This window comes from Streptomyces sp. UG1 (genome assembly GCF_049974585.1).
In the GTDB taxonomy this organism is placed as follows: domain Bacteria; phylum Actinomycetota; class Actinomycetes; order Streptomycetales; family Streptomycetaceae; genus Streptomyces.
Window position 1 is genome coordinate 123,459 of record NZ_JBNGGG010000013.1, and the last position, 17,107, is coordinate 140,565.

Genomic DNA, 17,107 nt, shown 5'->3' on the forward strand with positions numbered 1-17,107 from the left:
TTCAGTAGATCGAGTCAAGTGGGTCGTAGTCCTCGAGGACGTGGGGACCGCGGATGAGCAGCGCCCACCGTGCGAACGTCGCCGCACACAGCGGGGAGATGTCCACCAGCGACGACGTGCGGTCCAGCGTCCACGCGTCACCGTTGCGGCGCGTGCGCGCCCCGTTCACGGCGCCCGTCAGTGGGCCCTGGTCCAGGTGCTGCACGGTGCCTTGGTTCATGGCATCGGCCATCTGGCCGCACGCCTCGGTGATGTCCCCGGACCGCATAACGGCCAGGTCGCCGCGCTCGGGGTGCTCCTTGTCCTTGGGCACATCGATGCCCGCCGCGATCAGGTCGTCGATCAGCGATCCGGCCGGGGCACCCGCGGACGCAACCGCCACGGCTACGGGCTTCCACAGTCCGTGCAGCCTTGCCATGGCGGGAACCACCCAGTCGGTACCGGGACGGTGCGCCACGACCTCCAGGTGCACCTTGCCGTCCTCGCGCAGCGACGCCGCGGCGATCGCCGCCCGCTTCCGGTCCTGCGACACATCAAGCGCCAGGGCGACGCTCGACGCCACGGGCTTGCTGGCCTTGTCGACCAGCCCGGCCCACACCGCCTTCGGCACGTTCGGGTCGCTCGGCGGGGTCGGCTTCCGCGTCCGGTTCAGGTACGCCCGGTCGAACTCCGCCGGGTCCATCTTCTCCAGCTCGGCCTGAATGATGGCCTCGGTCACCGTGTGCCCCAGCGCGGGCAGCGTCGCCCGCCAGGTCGCCGGGTCGGAGCGGTCCATGTCCTCGGGGGCGAACCACTCGAAGTACGCCACGCGCGGCCGGGGCGCCGCAGGGTCCTCGGCGAGCGCGGCGAACAGTGCCTCGATCAGCGCGCGTCCGCGGTCTCGCTTCTTGTTCAGCCACGCCGACTTGGTCGTGCCGCCGGCCGACGCCCACCACAACTGAGCCATGGGCCGCGTCGTCATGGCCGGGCTGAACGCCTGCTCCAGCCGGTCGTCTTCGTGCGCGAACGCCTCGTCGATGAACCCGAGGTCGAGCGGCGGACCGTGGCCGGCCTTCTCCGTGTTCGCGGTGATGCCCATGCGCGAGCGGGTGCGCCCCCACAGGATCGCCTCGTTGCCGTTCGACTTCCGGATGCGGGCCAGTCGCGCCATCGCGGAGGCGACGATCTTCTCCCAGAACTCGTCTTCCCAGCGCTGCCGCGCCATACCTCGGGTCTGCGCCGCGTATACGATGTTCTGCCGCGGCCACGCCAGTGCACGGTGCACCTGCGCGCCGAGACACAGTTCGGTCTTGCCCTGCTGCCGGGAGACGCTGGTGCCGACCTCACGGTGGACGAACAGACCAGTGTCCGGGTCGATCTCCAGGGCGACGTCGGACACGTACTTCTGCCAGGGCATCGGCGGGGCGCCGAGCTTGGCCATGACCTTCCACAGCTTCGGCCCGAGCGACGGCCGGTCAGGGTGGCGCGGCGTCCCCCAGCGCGGCGGGCACGTGAGCCCGTACCGCTCGTAGAGATCCTCGGCGAAGCTACTCGGGGGAGCCCAGGTCTCCGAGGTCGTCGTCATCGTCAGCGGCCCGCCCCTCCAACAGCTGGGCGAGCGTCTGTCGGAGCTCGCGGATCAACTGGGGAAGCAGCCGGTCCTCCTGGCTCACCGGCTCTCCGCACGTCTCGCACTGGGCAGTCGCCGCAGCGTCGATCCGGCCGGCCAGCGTGTACGCCAGCTCGGACAGAGACGGCTCGACTCCGACCAGGTCGCCGAGCTGCTCGATGTCGCTGCGCACGGCGTCCTCGACGGGGCCCATGTCGCCCCCCTTCCATGATCATCCGGCTGTCATCGGCCCGGGGGGAGAAAAATAAAAGCTGGGCGCGGGGTTGCGATATGTCCGATTTCTAAAAAATCCCCCGAGATCCCGAGCCGATCAGCTCACTTCCAGTCCATGACCTGCACGTTTGTGGGCGGCTCGACCTTCAGCGGTGCCGTGCGCTCTTCGGTCTTCGGCCCGTCGACTCGCGGGTCGCGCAGGATGTCTCCGTCGTCGCTGCGCACCATGGACGCGTAGCGGATGCTCCGCCCCTCCAGCGGGTCACGTTCGATGGTGATCGGCCCGTTGATCGGCACGTCGTTCGGGTCGACGGCGTTGGCTCGCAGCCAGTCGGCCACGGCCTCGCGCGGGCCGTAGGGGGTCGCGACGTCCTCGTTCCCCTGCTGCTCAGTCATCGGTCGTCGCCACCTCGGCGGTGATCAGCTCCAGCGGTTCGGGCGCGGGCACCAGGACGGCCGCGACCCGCGCCCACATCTCGGCCAACTGCCGTGCGTCGGCGTAGCGGGTGGCGTGCTCACGGGATGTAGCACGCTCGCTGGCGATCACCTCGGCGTGAGCAGCGTTCGGAGTCCAGGACTGTGCGCGGTCCTCGTAGCGCTGCGCCAGCTCGTATGCCTCATCAGCGCGCTGTGCCCACACCATGGCGCTGGTCTGCGCGGTGCGGTGCGCTTCGGGCAGCCAGGCGGCATGTGGGCTCTCTGCTTCCTGCTGGGTCATGGCTTCCTCTCTACGGTCCGGGGCTGGCTACTTCGTGGCTCGCTCGCCCTGCGGAATAGCGGTCAACTCGCGTGCCCGGGTGAGCCACTCCGCGCTCTGGCCGAAGGATCGGTGCCGCGTGCAGCGGGCGCACGTCCCGTAGCTGTCGTGGTCCAACACTGGCAGTTCGCACACGCAGGTGGTGTGCGCAGTCTTGATCAACGAGCAGTCGCGATGGAACAGCCCCTTCTCGCCCTGCCACCATCGCCCGCGTGGGCCGTCCCACTGATGGGAGATGTTGACTGCGTCGCCCTTACGTGAGTGCCCTCCGCACCAGGTGCAGCGGGTGAGGAGTCGTCGGCGCAGATGTTGGAGCGGGGCGACCTGGATCTTCCAGTGGTGGACGTGCCACTGCCACCGCATGCCACGGCAAGTGGTGTCGTCGTAGCCGGATGGGTCGCGGTGCCAGACGGTGATCAGGCAGGGCCAGTAGAGGCCGCGTCCTGCGACCACCCAGAAGGCACCGTTGAACTGCCAGCGGGACTTGGTCCGGGCAGAATGCTCGGTCTTCCACTTGTCCGGCTTGGGCCAAGGGCGGCGGATCTCGAACGCAACGGTGAGCGGTTCGTGCATGGCGTCCTCTCTACGGTCCGGCGAACCAGTCGACGCTCGTCACCAGCTGCACCACGTCGGACAGCGGCCGGTCGCCCTTCTCCGAGTTGCACCTGCGGAGGCAGGTGGGGCAGCCCTTGACGCCGTGGATGGGTGCGAGGTTGTCGGGGTCGAGGCGTGCGCCGCCCTTGCTGACGGGGATGACGTGGTCGGTGGCGTCGGATGCGCCGTGGCCGCAGACGATGCACACGTCGGATGCGGCGAGGATGCGGGCGCGTAGCTGCCGGTACTCGTAGCTGGTGAGTTCGCCCCGGTCGGTGGCCACATTCACCTCCTCCAGCCTCATCGTGCTCGGTACGATCCGAGCACCATCGAGATGGGGGGACCGCCATGGTGGCGTTCAACGTGCGGCCGGACATCGACACTGCAGCAGAGAAGCTGTCCAGTTCGTTCGGGGCGAAGCGCGAGATCCAGAAGCTGCCCGAGGTGCTGTGGGAGGGCGAGACGGTCGAGATGCTCGCCACTGGCGTGTACGGCAAGGGCAACGGCCTACTGGCGATGACGAACCAGCGGCTGGTGTTCTACTTCCACGGGGTGATGTCCCAGAAGGTCGAGGACTTCCCGTACAACCGGATCAGCTCGGTGCAGTGGTCTGGCGGCATGCTGATGGGGACGCTCACGGTGTTCGCGTCGGGCAACAAGGCCGAGATCAAGCAGGTGCCGAAGGACCAGGGGAAGACCTTGGCGGATCTGCTGCGTCAGAAGATCGTCGTTGGTGGTGCGCCTGCCGCCCCGGCTCCAGCAGCCCAGGCGGCGCCGGCGGCTCAGGACGTTGCATCGCGGCTGCAGACGCTGGACCAGCTGCGTGCGGCTGGCGCGATCACGGACGAGGAGTACCGGGACCGCCGGACGAAGATCCTCGACAGCCTGTAGAGGGCGACCTCTTGCACGACGAAGCCCCAGCCGGGGGGACCGGGCCGGGGCTTCGTCGTGTGTCTGTGGTGCCGGTTGAGGGCACAGTTGTACACCCGGATCGTGACACGGCGCTGACCTGCGGTCAAGCGGCGTTGCGCTCGGCGCGGTGGGCGGCGAGGGCGGCGACGTCTCGGACGGCGTACCAGGGCTGTCGGGGGCTTCCTCCAGACCGCTGGAGCTGGCCGCGTTGGACGAGCTTGCGGACGCCGTCGAGGCCGATGCCGAGCATGCGGGCGGTCTGGTGGGCGGTGAGGTGGCCGGGGCGGATCATCTGAGATTCCACTGGCCCATCGTGCCGCAGGCGACGACGGTGCCGCTCACAGGTCGATGCCGAACCCACGCAGGACCTCCTTAACGAGGTCCATGTTCTGCCCGCTTGTGACGTATTCCACGGCGCGCTTTACGGCGGCGCGGAGGACTGTGCGGGCGACCCACTTGCCTGCCTTGGCGATGGTGCGCTTCTGCTCGACGGGCTCAGTCATGGCCACATCCGATCTTCAGTTGTTTTTCAGTTGTCGGCCGCGCCCTCGCGGCTTCCACTCAAGAGTACGGAGGGGGTCTGACATCGGCCCCGTAGTTCCGCCACGCAGTGAGTGACCTTGTGGTGGTCGTTGGTGAGGCCGTTTGCGGGGGTCAAGCTGACCCTCACAAACGGCCTCACTGAGTCACTAGATCGCCGTTTCTACTGATCAACACTGGTGGGATGATCTAGTGACCCGTTCAGTGGGAAGTCACTGCCCACCGCAAGGTCACTGAGCCTCCACCGGTTCCTCGGCCCGCCTCCCGAGGGCCCTGTCGACGCTGTCGCGGCGCACCACGGGGTAGCCGTTGTACGTCCCCGGTTCCTCGTCGTACTCGGCCAGGAACGCCTTCAGGCGCTGGGGGGTCCAGTGCTCGTAGACGGCGTGGTTGAGCTCCTTGAGCCGGTGGATCACCTCGACGGTCTTGACCCGCTGCTCGGTCCTGCCGACGACGCGGTCGAGGTCGGCCAGGTGGTCGACGGTCTGTGCGATCTCCAGTTGGTGGACGGTGGCGACGCCGTCGCGGAGTGCGCGGGCCCGGTCGGCGATCTCCTTGGCCGGGTCGGTGTCGATGAAGTGCGTGCGCACGGTGATGGACGGCTCCCCGGCCGGGACCTTGATGCCGTCCCCGGCGACGACGACGGTGCCCTTGTCGAGGCCCTGGCGCAGCAGGTGAGGGGCGGCTCCGCCGTTGACGGCCTTGTCGCCGAGCGCCATCTTTGCCTGCGATTCGGTGCCGACGACAAGGGAGGCCCGGATGTGGGCGCCCTCGCGGACGAGCTTGGGAAGGTTCTCGTCGGTGGGGTCCTGCGTGCCCTGCCACAGGGTGACGGAGACGGCGCGGCCCTGGTTGTGGATGCGGCGGCATGCCATGAAGTAGCGGCTGGTGGCTTTCTTGCCGCCGTAGGGGCGTCCGTCGTCGCTCTTGAGCGGGTTCATGAAGGCGACCTGGGCCTCGTCGACGATGATGACGAGCGGGTCGTGGACGGTACCGGGCGGGGCCTGGAGGCGGCGTTCCATCTCGGTGACGCCGGCCTCGACCATCTCGGTGACGGCGCAGGCGTGTTCGTCGGTGGGGCCCTGGATGAGGATGCGGGCGATGCCCTCGAACATGCCCCAGTCGCCTACGCCCTTGAGGTCGCCGATCCAGAACTCGACGGACTTGTCGAAGGCGAGCCAGAGGGCGATGGCGCGCAGCGAGGCGGTCTTGCCCTGGTTGGACAGGCCGGTGATGAGCAGGTGGCGCTGGTAGACGCTGAGGGAGACGGCGTCGCCGCGCAGGGACTCGCCCCACGGGGCGCGGGCGTCCTTGTAGTGGGCGCGGATGTCGGGGTCGGTCTCCAGTGGCGAGGGGCCGATGGGCTCGTCGAGGGCGCCGCTGTCGGCGATCCACAGGCGCACGGTGCGCGGCTGCGGGGGGATGGTGATGAACACCTCGTGTTCGTGGCGGTTGAGGTTCTCGGCGAGTTTGCGGCGGCGCTGCTGGATCTCCTCGGTGCTCACGCCGGAGGGCAGGGTGACGTCGACCTCGACCCCGCAGCCTGCGATCTTGATGGGGGAGAGCATGGCGGCGCCGATGTCGCCCATGTTCTCGATGGCCTTGCGCAGGGGTGAGATGCCCAGGTCGCGGAAGGCGACGACCACGATGTGCGGGGTGATGGCGTCGCCGTAGGTGCGGGCGCTGGCGGGTAGGGCCCACTGGGGTGCGGTGTGCTGGTGGCGGCCGACGGCCCACATGGCGGCGAGGCCGATCCAGGGGGCGGCGAACAGGAACGGGTCCCAGATGACACCGCCGAGGAAGGCGAGCATCTGTACCAGGTCGATGACGGTCTCGATGGGGGTGAGGACGTCGCGGACGTTGCCGCTTCCCCAGGCGAGCAGGATGCCGACCATGAGGAGGAGGCCGGCGGCGCCTGTGGTGGCGAAGGCGATGGCCTTGGGGGCCTGGATCATCAGTTGGAGCATGTCGAGGCGGCGGCGGTGCCGGGCGGCCCGGTACGACTGCGCGCGGGCCTCCCATTCCTTGACCTCTTCGAGGAGTCCGGCGGCTTCGGCGGCGCGGATCATGCGTTCGTATCGGGAGCTGCTGCGGCTGTCCCAGACGCGGCGTCCGATGACTTTGGTGCCGCCTGCGATGTAGGAGGCGTGGCGGACGGCGAGGCGTCCTGTGGTGCGGACGCGTTCGTCGGCGAGCGCGGCCTTGGCGATGCGCCGGTAGCGGGCGCGGCGGCGCTCGGGACGGGTGACGGACGCCGCCTGCTCGGGTGCGTCCTCTGGCGTCTTGATCAGGGCGACGGTCATGCTGAGGGCTCCTACTGTTCCAAATGGAACGGTTGGGCCCGGGGACGGCTCGAAGCCTGGCCGTGGACGCCCGTCCCCGGGGCGTTGCTACTTGCCGTTCTTGCGGCGGAGGGCGTCCTGCTCGATGCGCTCGACCTTGCGGCGGAGCTTGCCGAGGTCGGCGCGCGGGGTGGTCATGCGGGCGGTCAGGGCGGCGATGCGCACCTTCTCGCCGGGCGTGAAGTCGGAGAAGTTGAGGTCGTCGGCCATGGGTCACTTCCCGTTCTGGTAGTCGCGCCACATGGAGCGCAGGACGAGGACGACGATCGCGGCGACGCCGCCGAGGATGGCCAGCGCGAGCGATGCGAACGCGATCCCGACACCGCCCACGCACACGGCGCAGGCGACGCCGAGCCACTCGCCCACGCCGCGGCGCTGCTTGTGGTGGTCGCACTGATGCGGCTGCGGGGCAGGCTGCGCCTGTGCCGCCTTGGCCAGCTCGACGGCGGCGAGCGCGATCTGCACGGCCGCCGTGTCCACTGCGGCCTCCCGGGCGGCGGCCTCGGCCTTGTCGAGGGCGTCGCTCATGCCGTCCACCTCCCGATGCGGCGGGTGATGGCCGGGCGGGCCAGAACGCCGAGGGCGAAGGTGATGACGGTGGGCTGTCTGGCCAGGTCGGCGGTGAGCGACAGCGCGGTCGGCCAGAGCAGCAGGATCCCGAGGACGGCGCCGAACAGGAGTGCCTTCATACCGGCACCCCCACGTGGAAGTTGGGCAGCTCGTCCGGGTGGAACAGGTTGCGTCCCGAGGCGTCCTTGGAGTGGACGGGGATGCGTCCGGCGGCCACCCAGTTGCGGACGGTGGACGGCTGGATGCCGTAGTGGTCGGCGACCTGTGCGGACGTCATCAGGGGCGGCTCAGGCGGCGGCCCCTCCTCGGTGTCCTCGCCTGTCCCGGGCTCCAACTCGCGCGGCCGTTCGGCGTCCTGGGTGTCCTCGCGTTCGAGGGTCACGGTGGGCGCGGGGCGGGCGACGATCGGCAGGAGCCGGGTTCCGGCGGGCACCACTTCGGAGGCGGGCCGGACGCTGGGGACGGTCACGGACGCGGGGGCGTCCTCGGCGTCCTGGGTGTCTGGCGGGGTGGCCGCGAGGTGCAGGAGGTGTCCGACGACGGCCGGGGGTACCAGCGAGGTGACTGCGATCAGGAACGGCTGGTTCGCGATGACGTGCCCGGTGTCGATGAGGTGGGAGACGACCTGGGCGGCCATGGCGAGGCCGAGGGCGAGGCAGGCGCCGATGATGGCGGACCAGCGGCCTCGGTCGCCGGGACGCCGTGTGGAGGCGACGGCCGCGGCGATGCCCGCATAGGCGGACAGGACGACCGGCATGCCGTAGGTGAAGGGGTCGCGCCAGCCTGCGTTGCGGGCAAGGTGGTACTCGCCCGGGGCGCACATGAGCAGGGCGACGCCGAGGACGACGGGCCGCCCGCCGGCGGTGAGGCCGCGCACCCACAGCGGGGCAGCCGGACGGCGGCTCGTGGGTGGAGTGCGGCGGAACAAGCGGTTGAGGAGACGGCGGGTGTTCACCGGCCACCTCCGGCGAGGACCGCAGCGAGTTCGCGGCCGAGCTCGCGCAGGCGATCGGCGGCGGCTTCGAGGTCGGCGGCGAGCTGCTCGACCTCGTCCGGGGTGCAGGTGTGCGGCTCGATGCTGGGCTCGATGTACAGGCCGATCGTACGGTCGACGCTGGAGAACGGGGCCTGCGTCAGGAACGCCCGGAACAGCTCCTGCCCGCCGGGGGCGATGACGTGTTCGGGCCCGTCGTGGGAGATGTCGACCTTGTACTGGGCGCGCGGGTCGTGGGTGCCGGTGCACCAGTCGGGTTCGTCGATCTCCAGGGGCTTGTGAACGAAGATGTTCACGACCGCGGTGCGGGGCTCGGTGCTCACTGGCCCTCACCCCCGCTGGCGATCCGGCGAAGGTCAGCGATCTCCTGCTCGGAGGTGCGGTAGCGGGGCGGGCGCCGCTCGATCTGCTGGCGCAGGTACGCGGCCTCCCACTCCAGGCCGTTCTTGGCCTTGCCCGCGATGGTGTCGCGGATGGCGAGCTGGACGAGGTGGATGCGCTCGGAGACGCAGGACTCGTAGCGGACCATGTCCATGCGGTCGCCGCCCGGGTTGGGCAGGGTGAGGACCTCGCTGATCGCGGTGAGCAGGTCGCGGACGGGCTCGGGGACAGACTTGGGCGGCGTGTTCGTCGGCTCGGCGTCGAGGGCGCGCAGCAGGAGGCGGAGGGGCTCCCGCAAGGAGAGGACCTGGTCGCTGTCGATGAGCTGTTGGGCGACGCTGATGGCGACAGCGAGGTCGCTGGGCTCAGCAGCCGGGATGGTGGTGTTGCCCGTGCATGCGGGCATGGAAAGATCGGCCATAGCCGGATCTCCTCCTGGTCTAGTCAGGAAGGCGTTTCGGTCAGGCCCTTGGCTGGCGTTGGCGCGCCGGCCTTGGGCCGCTTCAGTTGTGGGAGCTACTCGGTCTTCTTCTGGTAGGCGCGGATGGCCTGGTTGACGCTGGGAGTCTTGACGCCGAGTTCTCTGGCGACGGCGGCCTGGCTTCCGAGTTCTTCGACGCCGTCAATGAGGGCGAGGGCCCGTTCATCGGTGGCGTCTTGGTAGGCCTTGAGGGCGGCTGCCTGCTTACGGACGGCTTCGTCGTGCCGTGCTCTCCATGTAGTCACGTCCCTCCTCGTACCGGAGGCGACTGCCTGACCACAAACATAAGCAGGGGTGCTTATCCCCGTCAAGGTGTTCACGCCGCACTCTCGGCCTGCAGCGACCTGAGCGCCAGCCACGTGTCGGGCGGGTACTCGCACCCGCACCAGCGGCAGACGACCTCCGCTGTGCCCGCCGGCACCCGCAGCACCGCCCCGCACACCTGACCGTCCTCGAACTCCGCCGGGCAGGTGCCGAGCCGCAGCGTCGGCTCGGCCGGGTTCACGATCGACGCCACGTCGCGCTCCAGGCCGCGGATCTCCTCGGCGAACGCGCCCGCCATCGGCCACTCCGCCGAGATCCACTCCAAGTTGATCGACAAGGCGCGGGCGGCGACGGTGATGCGTCGCTCGACGTCCCCCGCGGTGGCCGGCTGGCCCCAGCCGCGGTCGGCCTGCATGGCGGACCGCCAGTCCTCCAGGACGCCGACGATGCCGCCGGGCCCGCGCAGGTTGAATGCGGGCTCGGCGAGCGGCAGGGGCGCCTCGGCGGGCCGGGAGCGGCCCAACTCGGGGCGACGGCCGGACGGATGGAGGAACGCGGCGAGGGCCTCGTACAGCCGGGGCATGCGGTCGAGGCGCCTGGCAGTGCCGAGCGTGCAGCCGGGGCAGAGGTAGCCGTGCTCGAGGTCGCGCTCGCACAGGCCGCAGAACGCGGTCACAGCAGGCCGTCCTTGCGCATGGCGTCCTCCACGTGGTCGATGGCGTCGTACAGGTTCAGCTCGAAGCCGCGGACGGACGCTTCGAGCAACTCGGCCGGGTGCGGCTCGGCGCGGCGGCCGGCGAGGGCCTGGCGCCAGTCGTTGGTGGCCTTGTTCTTGGCGAGGGCGCGTTCCGCCCGGGCGAGGTTCCGCGAGAGGCGGCGGCCTTCGGTGACGGCGATGACGAGCATGTGGCCGAGCAGTGTGAGGTATGAGCCGAGCGCGCCGCCGAGGGCGAGCAGTTGGATCTCGTGGTCGGTCATGGCGATCTCCCAGGCCTAGAAGGGGGGTTCGTCGGAGTAACCGCCGCGGCCCTGCGCGGCGGGCTGCTGGCTGCCGCCCCAGCCGCCGCCCTGGGGCTGGCCGTTGGCGGGCGTGCTGGTGGACCACGGGTCGTCCGTGGGCGATCCCCCACGGTTTCCGCCGTTCGGCCGGTTCTTCTCGACCTTGGCCGTGGCCCGGGCGAGGCTCGGCCCGACCTCGTCGACGTCCAGCTCGTACACGGTCCGCTTCACGCCCTCCCGGTCCTCGTAGGAGCGCTGCTTGAGGCGGCCCTGGACGATGACACGCACGCCCTTGGCGAGGGACTCGGCGACGTTCTCGGCGGCCTGCCGCCACACCGAGCAGGTGAGGAACAGGCTGTCGCCGTCCTTCCACTCGTTGGTCTGCTTGTCGTAGATGCGCGGCGTCGAGGCGACGCGGAACTTGGCGACGGCAGCGCCGGACGGAGTGAAGCGGAGTTCGGGGTCGTCGACGAGGTTGCCGACGATGGTGATCACGGTCTCGCCTGCCATGGAGGGCTCCTTCTGTGGTGTGCTGGGTGAGGGGCCGGGCCTGATAGGGACAGGCCCGGCCCGTTACGCGGCGGCGGGGAGGATCAGAGAGCTGAGCACCGAGCCGACGCGGTTCGTGTCGATCAGGTCGGCGACCTCCCCCGCGGTGCTGCCCTTGGGCACCTTGACGCCGAGGCGTCGGCACAGGCCCAACTGCTTCGCGCTCGGTGCCTGGTTGCGCCACCGGGCCTGACGGCTCACGAACGCGCCCGGGGCCAGGACTCGGGCCTGCTGCTCCAGCCACGCCAACGCGTCCGGCAGAGGCCGCGCAACGTCATCGCGGGGAGGCTGCACGCCCTCGTAGGCCATCCAGCGACGCATCCGGTACAGGCGCGTCCCTGGATCCCGGACGAGGAACAAGAACATCTCGGACGTCAGACGGATGAACCAGATGCCCGAGGGCGTGCGCAGCCACCGGATCGCGGACTGGCCGAACAGGTTGATCTCCTCGGCCTCGACCCGCGCAGCCAGGATCCGGCGCTTCTCGGCGGCCTCGACCTCCTCGGCGACCTGCCGGAGCGTCTTGCCGTCCTCGGCCTGGCCGATGTCTCGCGCGGTCAGGTCGACCATCGACGCGAGCTTGTGGCGGGTCGAGGCGCCCATGACGTCGAGCAGCAGGGCGTCCGCCTTCCCTGGCGCGGGGCGCAGGCCTCGGCCGGCCATCTGCACGTACAGGCCGGGGCTCTTGGTCGGGCGGGCGATGACGATGCAACTGGTGTGCGGGGCGTCGAAACCTTCCGTCAAAACCATGCAGTTGGTGAGCACCTGCACCTCTCCGGCCTCATAACGGGCGAGGGTGGCGCGCCGGTCGTCGCGGCTCATCTCGCCCCAGACGGGCGCCGCGGTGATACCGGCCGCACACAGCGCTTCGGCGGCCTGCTGGGCGGTGTCCACGGTCGGTGTGAAGACGACACCCGGCCGGTCCGGTGCGTGGTCGCGGTAGGCCTTGGCGATGGCGTCCAGGGCACCGGAGTCCTCGAGGGCCTGACCGAGCTGTCCCTCGACGAGGTCACCGTTGCGGGTACGGACGCTGTCGAGGTCGAGACTGTCGACGGTGATCCGCTTGCCGCGGACGTCGCACAGGTAGCCATCGGTGATCATGTCGAGGATGTCGAGGGTGAACACGACGTCCTGCCAGACGTCGGCGAGACCTCCGTCAGTGCGGGTCATCGTCGCGGTGAAGCCCGCCGTCGGGACGCCGCGCCAGGCGCCGAAGTGGTCGAGTACCTCCATGTACGTCCTCGCGGCGGCGTGGTGGCACTCGTCCACGATGATCAGCCCGATGTCGCGGATGGCCTGACGGCGCTTCTCGACGGCCAAGGTCTGGATGCTGGCGACGACGACGTCCACGTCGTGGTGCTCGTCGCGCTCGGCCTTGACGATGCCGACCCGCAGGGTGGGGTCGACCGCGCGGAGCTTGGCGGCGGCCTGCTCGATCAACTCCTCGCGGTGGGCGACGACCAGGGCGCGGCCGTCGAGGCTGTCGAGGAGCTGGTGGACGAGGTTGGCGAAGACGACGGTCTTCCCGGCGCCGGTCGGCAGAACGACGGCGAGCCGGTTGTTCGGGCCCGCGGCCCAGCCAGCGGTCAGAGCCTTGATGGCGTCCGCCTGGTACGGGCGCGGTGCAAAGGATGCGGTCATGGGTCACCTCGATTCCGGGTGCTGCGGCTTTGCAGGGAGTGCAGGGACCTGGCGGGAGATCTGCAGGGACTCCCGCGGCTGTCCGATGCGGCGTTGATCTGCGGTTTTGCAGGGAGGCAGGGAGCTGCAGGGAGTTGGCCTCAGGTCTTCGCAGTGAGGGAGTCGCCGGGCTTGTCGTGACTGCGCATCGCATGTGTGATGCGCGGTGCGTGTAGGACGCGCGTGCAATAGGAGGAGTGGAGGCAGGCCCCCGCAACTCCCTGCGTCCCTGCTTCAGTGCTGGTCAGGTGGCGTGCAGGGAGCCGCGGGAGTCCCCGCACAGGTCCCTGCCAGGTCCCTGCGCTCCCTGCATCCGTGCGGGTGGCGGTCACGGCTCGTGCCGCCCGGTGCCGCGGTCCGCGTGGACGTCGACGCGCCACACGTTCTGGCGGCGGTGGCTGTCGTAGACGCGGACCAGCTTGTGGGTGCCGTAGTAGCGGCCCGCCCGGGTCTTGAGCCACCCGCCGAGCAGGTTCGGCGTCGGGAGCTCGCCAGTCTTCGGGTGACGCGGGACGTGTTCAGGGAGGGCCGCGATGACCGTGCCAGTCGGGACGGTCTGGGCGCCGAACCTCTCGCGCCACATCTCCAGGAAGGCCGACCACTCCAGCAGCTCGTCGTCCTGGTCCCGGACTTCGTCGCGGTCGGCCATCCAGCCGTCGACGCCAAGGAAGCCGAGGACGCCCGCGATGATGCTGGCCCACTCGCTGTAGTCGCCCTTACGGACCCGCACGAGCGGGGCGCCGGCGGCGAACCACGAGCGGACGAGGGTGACGAGCGCGGCGACGAGGGTGGACGCCTTGGCGCGCAGCCACGGCCGCAGGTCGCCGACCCTGAACCCGTCACGCTGGTCGGGGTCCGGGCAGTTGGGGTCGAGCCGCACCCACATGGCGCGGCGCCCGTTGTCCCCGCCGGTGCGCAGGGCGTTGCCGGTGACGATCCAGAGCCGGTCGTTGGGCATCGTGACCTTGTTGGTGGCACCCAGGATGCGGTCGCCCCAGTGCTCATCGGTGAGCAGCGCGGACAGGACGGGCGACTTGATCACGTAGCCGTTCGGCAGATTGTCGAGGACGACGACCGGCGCTCCGGTGGAGTAGAGCTGCGTCGTGATGCTCTTGCGCAGCTCGGTGTCGTTCTCGGGCCACGCCGTTCCCGCGATGCCATAGGCGGCCTTGAAGATGTCCTTCAGCAGCGACTTGCCGGATCCAGCGGCCGTCGCCGTGATCACGATCATCGGTGTGGGACCGTGGAAGTACGGGCGCAGAACCGGGGTCAGCAGCGCTCCCAGATAGTGCGCCCGGTCGCTGGCCGCCACCCAGGGGAAGTCAGCCAGCACCTGGTCCAGGACGATGTCCTTGGCCCGGGCGAGGCTCTCCTGCGTAACCTGCGCCTGAAGGCGACGCAGCGGCACGCGCGGCTCCAAGTACAGGCCGGTTGCCGGGTCGTAGCCGACCGAGTCGAGCAGGGTCCCGTCGGGCCGGATGACGGGCGACGTGACGATTCCTCGCAGCGGGGGCAGGGGCCAGTCCTTCCGGCCGAGGATGGTCGCGCACGTCTTCGGCATGACCAGCTCGCGTTCCTCGTTGAGGACGCCGTCCTGGTCCCTCTTCACGGTGTACGTGGTGACGTGGTCGTTGAGGTACGCGCGCAGGTTGTCGGCGCCGAGCTGCTGCACGGCCGGGTCGTCGTTGTCGTCGCGGTACACCCAGCAGGGGCCACCGGATCGCGTGTAGAGGTCGGGCAGTTCGCCGCGTCCCATCAGGCGCAGGATGCCGTCGATGGCGTCGGCCTCGTTGGTGACGTCCAGCTCGGGCTTCGAGGCGACGACCCGCAGGTCCGGGCCCGCCTCGGAATCCTCCTGCGCGCCCGGGGCGTTATCGGGGTCGAGCGCGGATGAGCCGTCGCTGAAGTGCTGCGACGAGACGAGGTTCAGGCGCCGACGGGGCGGCTCCGAGCCGTACCCCTGGCGGCGCAGGTCGGCGGCGGCCGCCTTGAAGTCCCCGCCGTGGCGCAGGTGCGCATAGGCGCCGAACTTGCTGTACGGGACGCCGTCTTGGAACTCGGAGCTCGTTGTGAACACCCACAGCCGGTCGGCCTCGGGGTCCCGGCCGGTGGTCGCCTTCACACCCTTCGCGCCGTCGGCCCACCCCCAGTAGGTGGTGTGGCCGCGCGTGATGATCGGTCGGAAGATGCCGGAGAGGATCTCCGCCCAGTCGGCTCGGTGGTTGTAGTCCTCGCCCGGGCGCAGGCCTCCGCCGGGGAGCGGCGGGGCGGCCCGGGGCGCGGTCTTGGGCGCCTCCGGGGCGGGCATCTGGTCGACCATGCGGCAGACGTCCCGCACGGCGTCCATCGTGTCGGCGTCGAGGACGGGGATGCTGTCGGGACCGCCCGCGATGCGGACGTAGGGGAGCCCGGTGTCGTGGACCGAGCCGCCGGACGGCTCGACCAGGCCGTAACCCCCCTCTCCGCGCGTCTCGATGAGGACGCGGACGACCTTGGTGTTCGGCTTCTCGGCGAGGCGCTGCCGTTCCTCGGGGGTGTACTCGTCTTCCCGGGCGGGCCGGGAGGCCAGCTTGCGGTTCGGGGGGACGGCGCCGCCGTCGAGGCGGACGCGGAAGTGCCGGCCGCCGCTCGGCGACTCGGTCACCCAGCCGTTGAGGATGGCGTCCCAGGCGTCGCCGAGCCCGGACGCCTGCATGATCTCGGTGACCTCGTCGAGCAGGCCCTCGCGGATGGCGAGGCCCTCGAACTCCAGCATCTCGACGGCCCCGGACACGGCGCCGTAGACGACGGCGATGCCGTGGGGGCGGCCCCCGCCGAACCACTGGTCGTGATCGGCGGGGGTGCTCCGGTTGACCTTGTACGGAGTCCAGGACCGGACGTCCGGCGCCTTACTGCCGTCCGCCTTGATGGGGAGGACGCACAGGCCGGAGTCGTGCAGCTCGCGGGCGGAAGCCCGGAGGTCGGGGGTGGGCTGTGCGTCGTTCAACGGTGCTCCCCATGGAAACGGGCCAGGTGGTCGGTCTTGATGCCGCCGATGAAGTCCTCGAGGTCGTCGCCGCGCGCTGGGCTTTCGACGGGTTGGGGGCAGCCGGGCCGGAAGCAGTCGTAGCGGGCGCGGATCTTGACGAGGTCGACGAACAGGACGCCTTCGACGGTCGTGCGGGCCGGGCGGCCGGAGGTTTCGCCTCCGGCCGCCACGGTCGTGGTCGCGTCCGTCACGAGGACGCTCCCGCCTTCTCCGCATGGACCTGGCCGAGGAGTTCGACGTACTGCTCGGCGACGCCGGCCGGATCCAGGGTGCGGTCGATGTCGTCGAACATGAGCCCGATCGCGTCCCGCAGCGGGCTGCCCACCGGCTCGTTGTTGTAGGTCTCCCGCAGGGCGTCCAGCTCCGGGCCCTCGGTGTACGTGGCGTAGATGCCGAGGAACTGCCGGGCGGCCATGCTGCGGGCCTGCTCGCGGTCGTAGACGACGGGCGGCATCTGGGCCGGGTCGTAGGCCATGCGGATGCTGTCCGCGAACTCGCGGAACATCACTCCGATGCCGGGGGAGAGTTCGGCTTGCTCGACGGTGAGCCGCTTACGGACCGGGGTGCTGGTGGTCGTCATGCCGTCACCCCCGGCTTCGCCTGGTCGGCGGTCATGTCGACGAACTCCCGCAGCGCCTTCCGCGTCATCTCGGTGTTCGCCGACGTCCGGAACACGGCCTCGATCGCGTCCCAGCACCGGCTGACCGCCAGGCGGTCCGGGGCGTTGGCGCGTGCGGTCCGTTTGTCCCGGCAGGACTGGCAGATCATGATCGGGCTGCCGTCGATGTGGTCGTAGCCGGGGTAGTACGGGGTCGTGGTGTCGTCCGCCGGTTTGCGGCAGTCGACGCAGCGGCCGATGAGGAGGAAGTCGTCGAGGGTCTCGGCCAGGTCGTCGGACTGCGGCACCACGAGGGTGCGGCGGCCGTTGATGACCTGCATCTCGGCGAGGCCGTCGTCCGTGGTGTCGACGGTCTGGAGGGCGAGGCCGTGGCGCTCGCACTCGCGGGTGATGGCGGCGAGGATCTCGGCGTCGTCGCGCTGGTCCTGGGCGGCGGGCGTCGACGTTGACACCCCGGCCGTGGTGATAATGGCCATGAGGACGTTCTCTTTCCGGGCGGCGTCGGGGTGGCAGCCCCGACGCCGCTCTTTCACTAGTGATCGCTGGTGGTGACAGGGGCGTTCTCAGACGGCGCC

At 70.1% G+C, this 17,107-nt stretch carries 25 protein-coding genes; 1 reads left to right on the forward strand and 24 read right to left on the reverse strand.

What is annotated here, in order from left to right; genetic code table 11:
- Position 1: 1 nt before the first annotated feature.
- The 6 genes from ACP4J3_RS16790 to ACP4J3_RS16815 all read right to left on the reverse strand — a co-directional run bounded on the left by ACP4J3_RS16790 (position 2) and on the right by ACP4J3_RS16815 (position 3,456).
- On the reverse strand, positions 2 to 1,564 hold the full coding sequence (locus ACP4J3_RS16790; protein WP_426535028.1) for a terminase large subunit domain-containing protein: 1,563 nt from the start codon (positions 1,562 to 1,564) through the stop codon (positions 2 to 4).
- Positions 1,527 to 1,802 carry a hypothetical protein gene (locus ACP4J3_RS16795; RefSeq protein ID WP_426535030.1) on the reverse strand — a complete coding sequence of 92 codons (276 nt, stop codon included), beginning with the start codon at positions 1,800 to 1,802 and terminating at the stop codon, positions 1,527 to 1,529. Before ACP4J3_RS16795 ends, ACP4J3_RS16790 begins: the two co-directional genes overlap by 38 nt.
- Before the next feature lie 122 nt (positions 1,803 to 1,924).
- Positions 1,925 to 2,218, reverse strand: a complete 294-nt coding sequence (locus ACP4J3_RS16800; RefSeq protein ID WP_426535032.1) for a hypothetical protein — start codon at positions 2,216 to 2,218, stop codon at positions 1,925 to 1,927.
- Positions 2,211 to 2,540 carry a hypothetical protein gene (locus ACP4J3_RS16805; RefSeq protein WP_426535034.1) on the reverse strand — a complete coding sequence of 110 codons (330 nt, stop codon included), beginning with the start codon at positions 2,538 to 2,540 and terminating at the stop codon, positions 2,211 to 2,213. Before ACP4J3_RS16805 ends, ACP4J3_RS16800 begins: the two co-directional genes overlap by 8 nt.
- Positions 2,541 to 2,567: 27 nt before the next feature.
- Positions 2,568 to 3,152, reverse strand: a complete 585-nt coding sequence (locus ACP4J3_RS16810) for a hypothetical protein (RefSeq protein WP_426535036.1) — start codon at positions 3,150 to 3,152, stop codon at positions 2,568 to 2,570.
- A gap of 10 nt (positions 3,153 to 3,162) precedes the next feature.
- Positions 3,163 to 3,456 carry an HNH endonuclease gene (locus tag ACP4J3_RS16815; protein WP_426535038.1) on the reverse strand — a complete coding sequence of 98 codons (294 nt, stop codon included), beginning with the start codon at positions 3,454 to 3,456 and terminating at the stop codon, positions 3,163 to 3,165.
- A 65-nt stretch (positions 3,457 to 3,521) separates the two neighbouring features.
- On the opposite strand from ACP4J3_RS16815, the gene ACP4J3_RS16820 reads away from it, so the two are divergent.
- Positions 3,522 to 4,064 (forward strand): PH domain-containing protein, encoded by a 543-nt coding sequence (locus ACP4J3_RS16820; RefSeq protein ID WP_426535040.1) that lies wholly within the window; start codon positions 3,522 to 3,524, stop codon positions 4,062 to 4,064.
- A 124-nt stretch (positions 4,065 to 4,188) separates the two neighbouring features.
- Here the strand turns inward: ACP4J3_RS16820 and ACP4J3_RS16825 are convergent, their stop codons facing one another.
- From ACP4J3_RS16825 to ACP4J3_RS16910, 18 genes are all read right to left on the reverse strand, one after another.
- On the reverse strand, positions 4,189 to 4,389 hold the full coding sequence (locus ACP4J3_RS16825; RefSeq protein WP_426535042.1) for a hypothetical protein: 201 nt from the start codon (positions 4,387 to 4,389) through the stop codon (positions 4,189 to 4,191).
- 34 nt (positions 4,390 to 4,423) lie between these two features.
- On the reverse strand, positions 4,424 to 4,588 hold the full coding sequence (locus ACP4J3_RS16830) for a hypothetical protein (RefSeq protein ID WP_426535044.1): 165 nt from the start codon (positions 4,586 to 4,588) through the stop codon (positions 4,424 to 4,426).
- Between the two features lie 267 nt (positions 4,589 to 4,855).
- Positions 4,856 to 6,928, reverse strand: coding sequence for an ATP-binding protein (locus ACP4J3_RS16835; RefSeq protein ID WP_426535046.1), 2,073 nt, complete (start codon positions 6,926 to 6,928; stop codon positions 4,856 to 4,858).
- Positions 6,929 to 7,015: 87 nt separating this feature from the next.
- Positions 7,016 to 7,177, reverse strand: coding sequence for a DUF6257 family protein (locus tag ACP4J3_RS16840; RefSeq protein WP_426535048.1), 162 nt, complete (start codon positions 7,175 to 7,177; stop codon positions 7,016 to 7,018).
- A gap of 3 nt (positions 7,178 to 7,180) precedes the next feature.
- Entirely contained in the window at positions 7,181 to 7,495 is a 315-nt protein-coding gene (locus tag ACP4J3_RS16845) for a hypothetical protein (protein WP_426535050.1), read from the reverse strand.
- Entirely contained in the window at positions 7,492 to 7,656 is a 165-nt protein-coding gene (locus ACP4J3_RS16850; RefSeq protein WP_426535052.1) for a hypothetical protein, read from the reverse strand. Before ACP4J3_RS16850 ends, ACP4J3_RS16845 begins: the two co-directional genes overlap by 4 nt.
- A complete protein-coding gene (locus ACP4J3_RS16855) occupies positions 7,653 to 8,492 on the reverse strand; it encodes a helix-turn-helix domain-containing protein (protein WP_426535054.1) in 840 nt (279 codons plus the stop codon). The genes ACP4J3_RS16850 and ACP4J3_RS16855 overlap by 4 nt, the downstream gene beginning before the upstream one ends.
- Entirely contained in the window at positions 8,489 to 8,854 is a 366-nt protein-coding gene (locus ACP4J3_RS16860) for a DUF6907 domain-containing protein (protein WP_426535056.1), read from the reverse strand. The genes ACP4J3_RS16855 and ACP4J3_RS16860 overlap by 4 nt, the downstream gene beginning before the upstream one ends.
- Positions 8,851 to 9,333 carry a hypothetical protein gene (locus tag ACP4J3_RS16865; protein ID WP_426535058.1) on the reverse strand — a complete coding sequence of 161 codons (483 nt, stop codon included), beginning with the start codon at positions 9,331 to 9,333 and terminating at the stop codon, positions 8,851 to 8,853. The genes ACP4J3_RS16860 and ACP4J3_RS16865 overlap by 4 nt, the downstream gene beginning before the upstream one ends.
- Before the next feature lie 95 nt (positions 9,334 to 9,428).
- The gene (locus ACP4J3_RS16870) at positions 9,429 to 9,638 is read right to left on the reverse strand and encodes a hypothetical protein (protein WP_426535060.1); all 210 of its coding nucleotides are present in this window, start codon (positions 9,636 to 9,638) and stop codon (positions 9,429 to 9,431) included.
- A gap of 71 nt (positions 9,639 to 9,709) precedes the next feature.
- Complete coding sequence (locus tag ACP4J3_RS16875; RefSeq protein WP_426535062.1) at positions 9,710 to 10,333, reverse strand: hypothetical protein; 624 nt, start codon at positions 10,331 to 10,333, stop codon at positions 9,710 to 9,712.
- Positions 10,330 to 10,635 carry a hypothetical protein gene (locus tag ACP4J3_RS16880; protein WP_426535064.1) on the reverse strand — a complete coding sequence of 102 codons (306 nt, stop codon included), beginning with the start codon at positions 10,633 to 10,635 and terminating at the stop codon, positions 10,330 to 10,332. Before ACP4J3_RS16880 ends, ACP4J3_RS16875 begins: the two co-directional genes overlap by 4 nt.
- 15 nt (positions 10,636 to 10,650) lie before the next feature.
- Positions 10,651 to 11,166 (reverse strand): single-stranded DNA-binding protein, encoded by a 516-nt coding sequence (locus ACP4J3_RS16885; protein ID WP_426535066.1) that lies wholly within the window; start codon positions 11,164 to 11,166, stop codon positions 10,651 to 10,653.
- A 63-nt stretch (positions 11,167 to 11,229) separates the two neighbouring features.
- Positions 11,230 to 12,846 (reverse strand): DEAD/DEAH box helicase, encoded by a 1,617-nt coding sequence (locus ACP4J3_RS16890; protein ID WP_426535068.1) that lies wholly within the window; start codon positions 12,844 to 12,846, stop codon positions 11,230 to 11,232.
- Positions 12,847 to 13,213: 367 nt separating this feature from the next.
- A complete protein-coding gene (locus ACP4J3_RS16895) occupies positions 13,214 to 15,871 on the reverse strand; it encodes a bifunctional DNA primase/polymerase (RefSeq protein ID WP_426535070.1) in 2,658 nt (885 codons plus the stop codon).
- A complete protein-coding gene (locus ACP4J3_RS16900; protein WP_426535072.1) occupies positions 15,868 to 16,104 on the reverse strand; it encodes a hypothetical protein in 237 nt (78 codons plus the stop codon). Before ACP4J3_RS16900 ends, ACP4J3_RS16895 begins: the two co-directional genes overlap by 4 nt.
- The gene (locus ACP4J3_RS16905; protein ID WP_426535074.1) at positions 16,101 to 16,493 is read right to left on the reverse strand and encodes a hypothetical protein; all 393 of its coding nucleotides are present in this window, start codon (positions 16,491 to 16,493) and stop codon (positions 16,101 to 16,103) included. Before ACP4J3_RS16905 ends, ACP4J3_RS16900 begins: the two co-directional genes overlap by 4 nt.
- A complete protein-coding gene (locus tag ACP4J3_RS16910) occupies positions 16,490 to 17,008 on the reverse strand; it encodes a hypothetical protein (RefSeq protein WP_426535076.1) in 519 nt (172 codons plus the stop codon). The genes ACP4J3_RS16905 and ACP4J3_RS16910 overlap by 4 nt, the downstream gene beginning before the upstream one ends.
- Between the last annotated feature and the right edge of the window lie 99 nt (positions 17,009 to 17,107).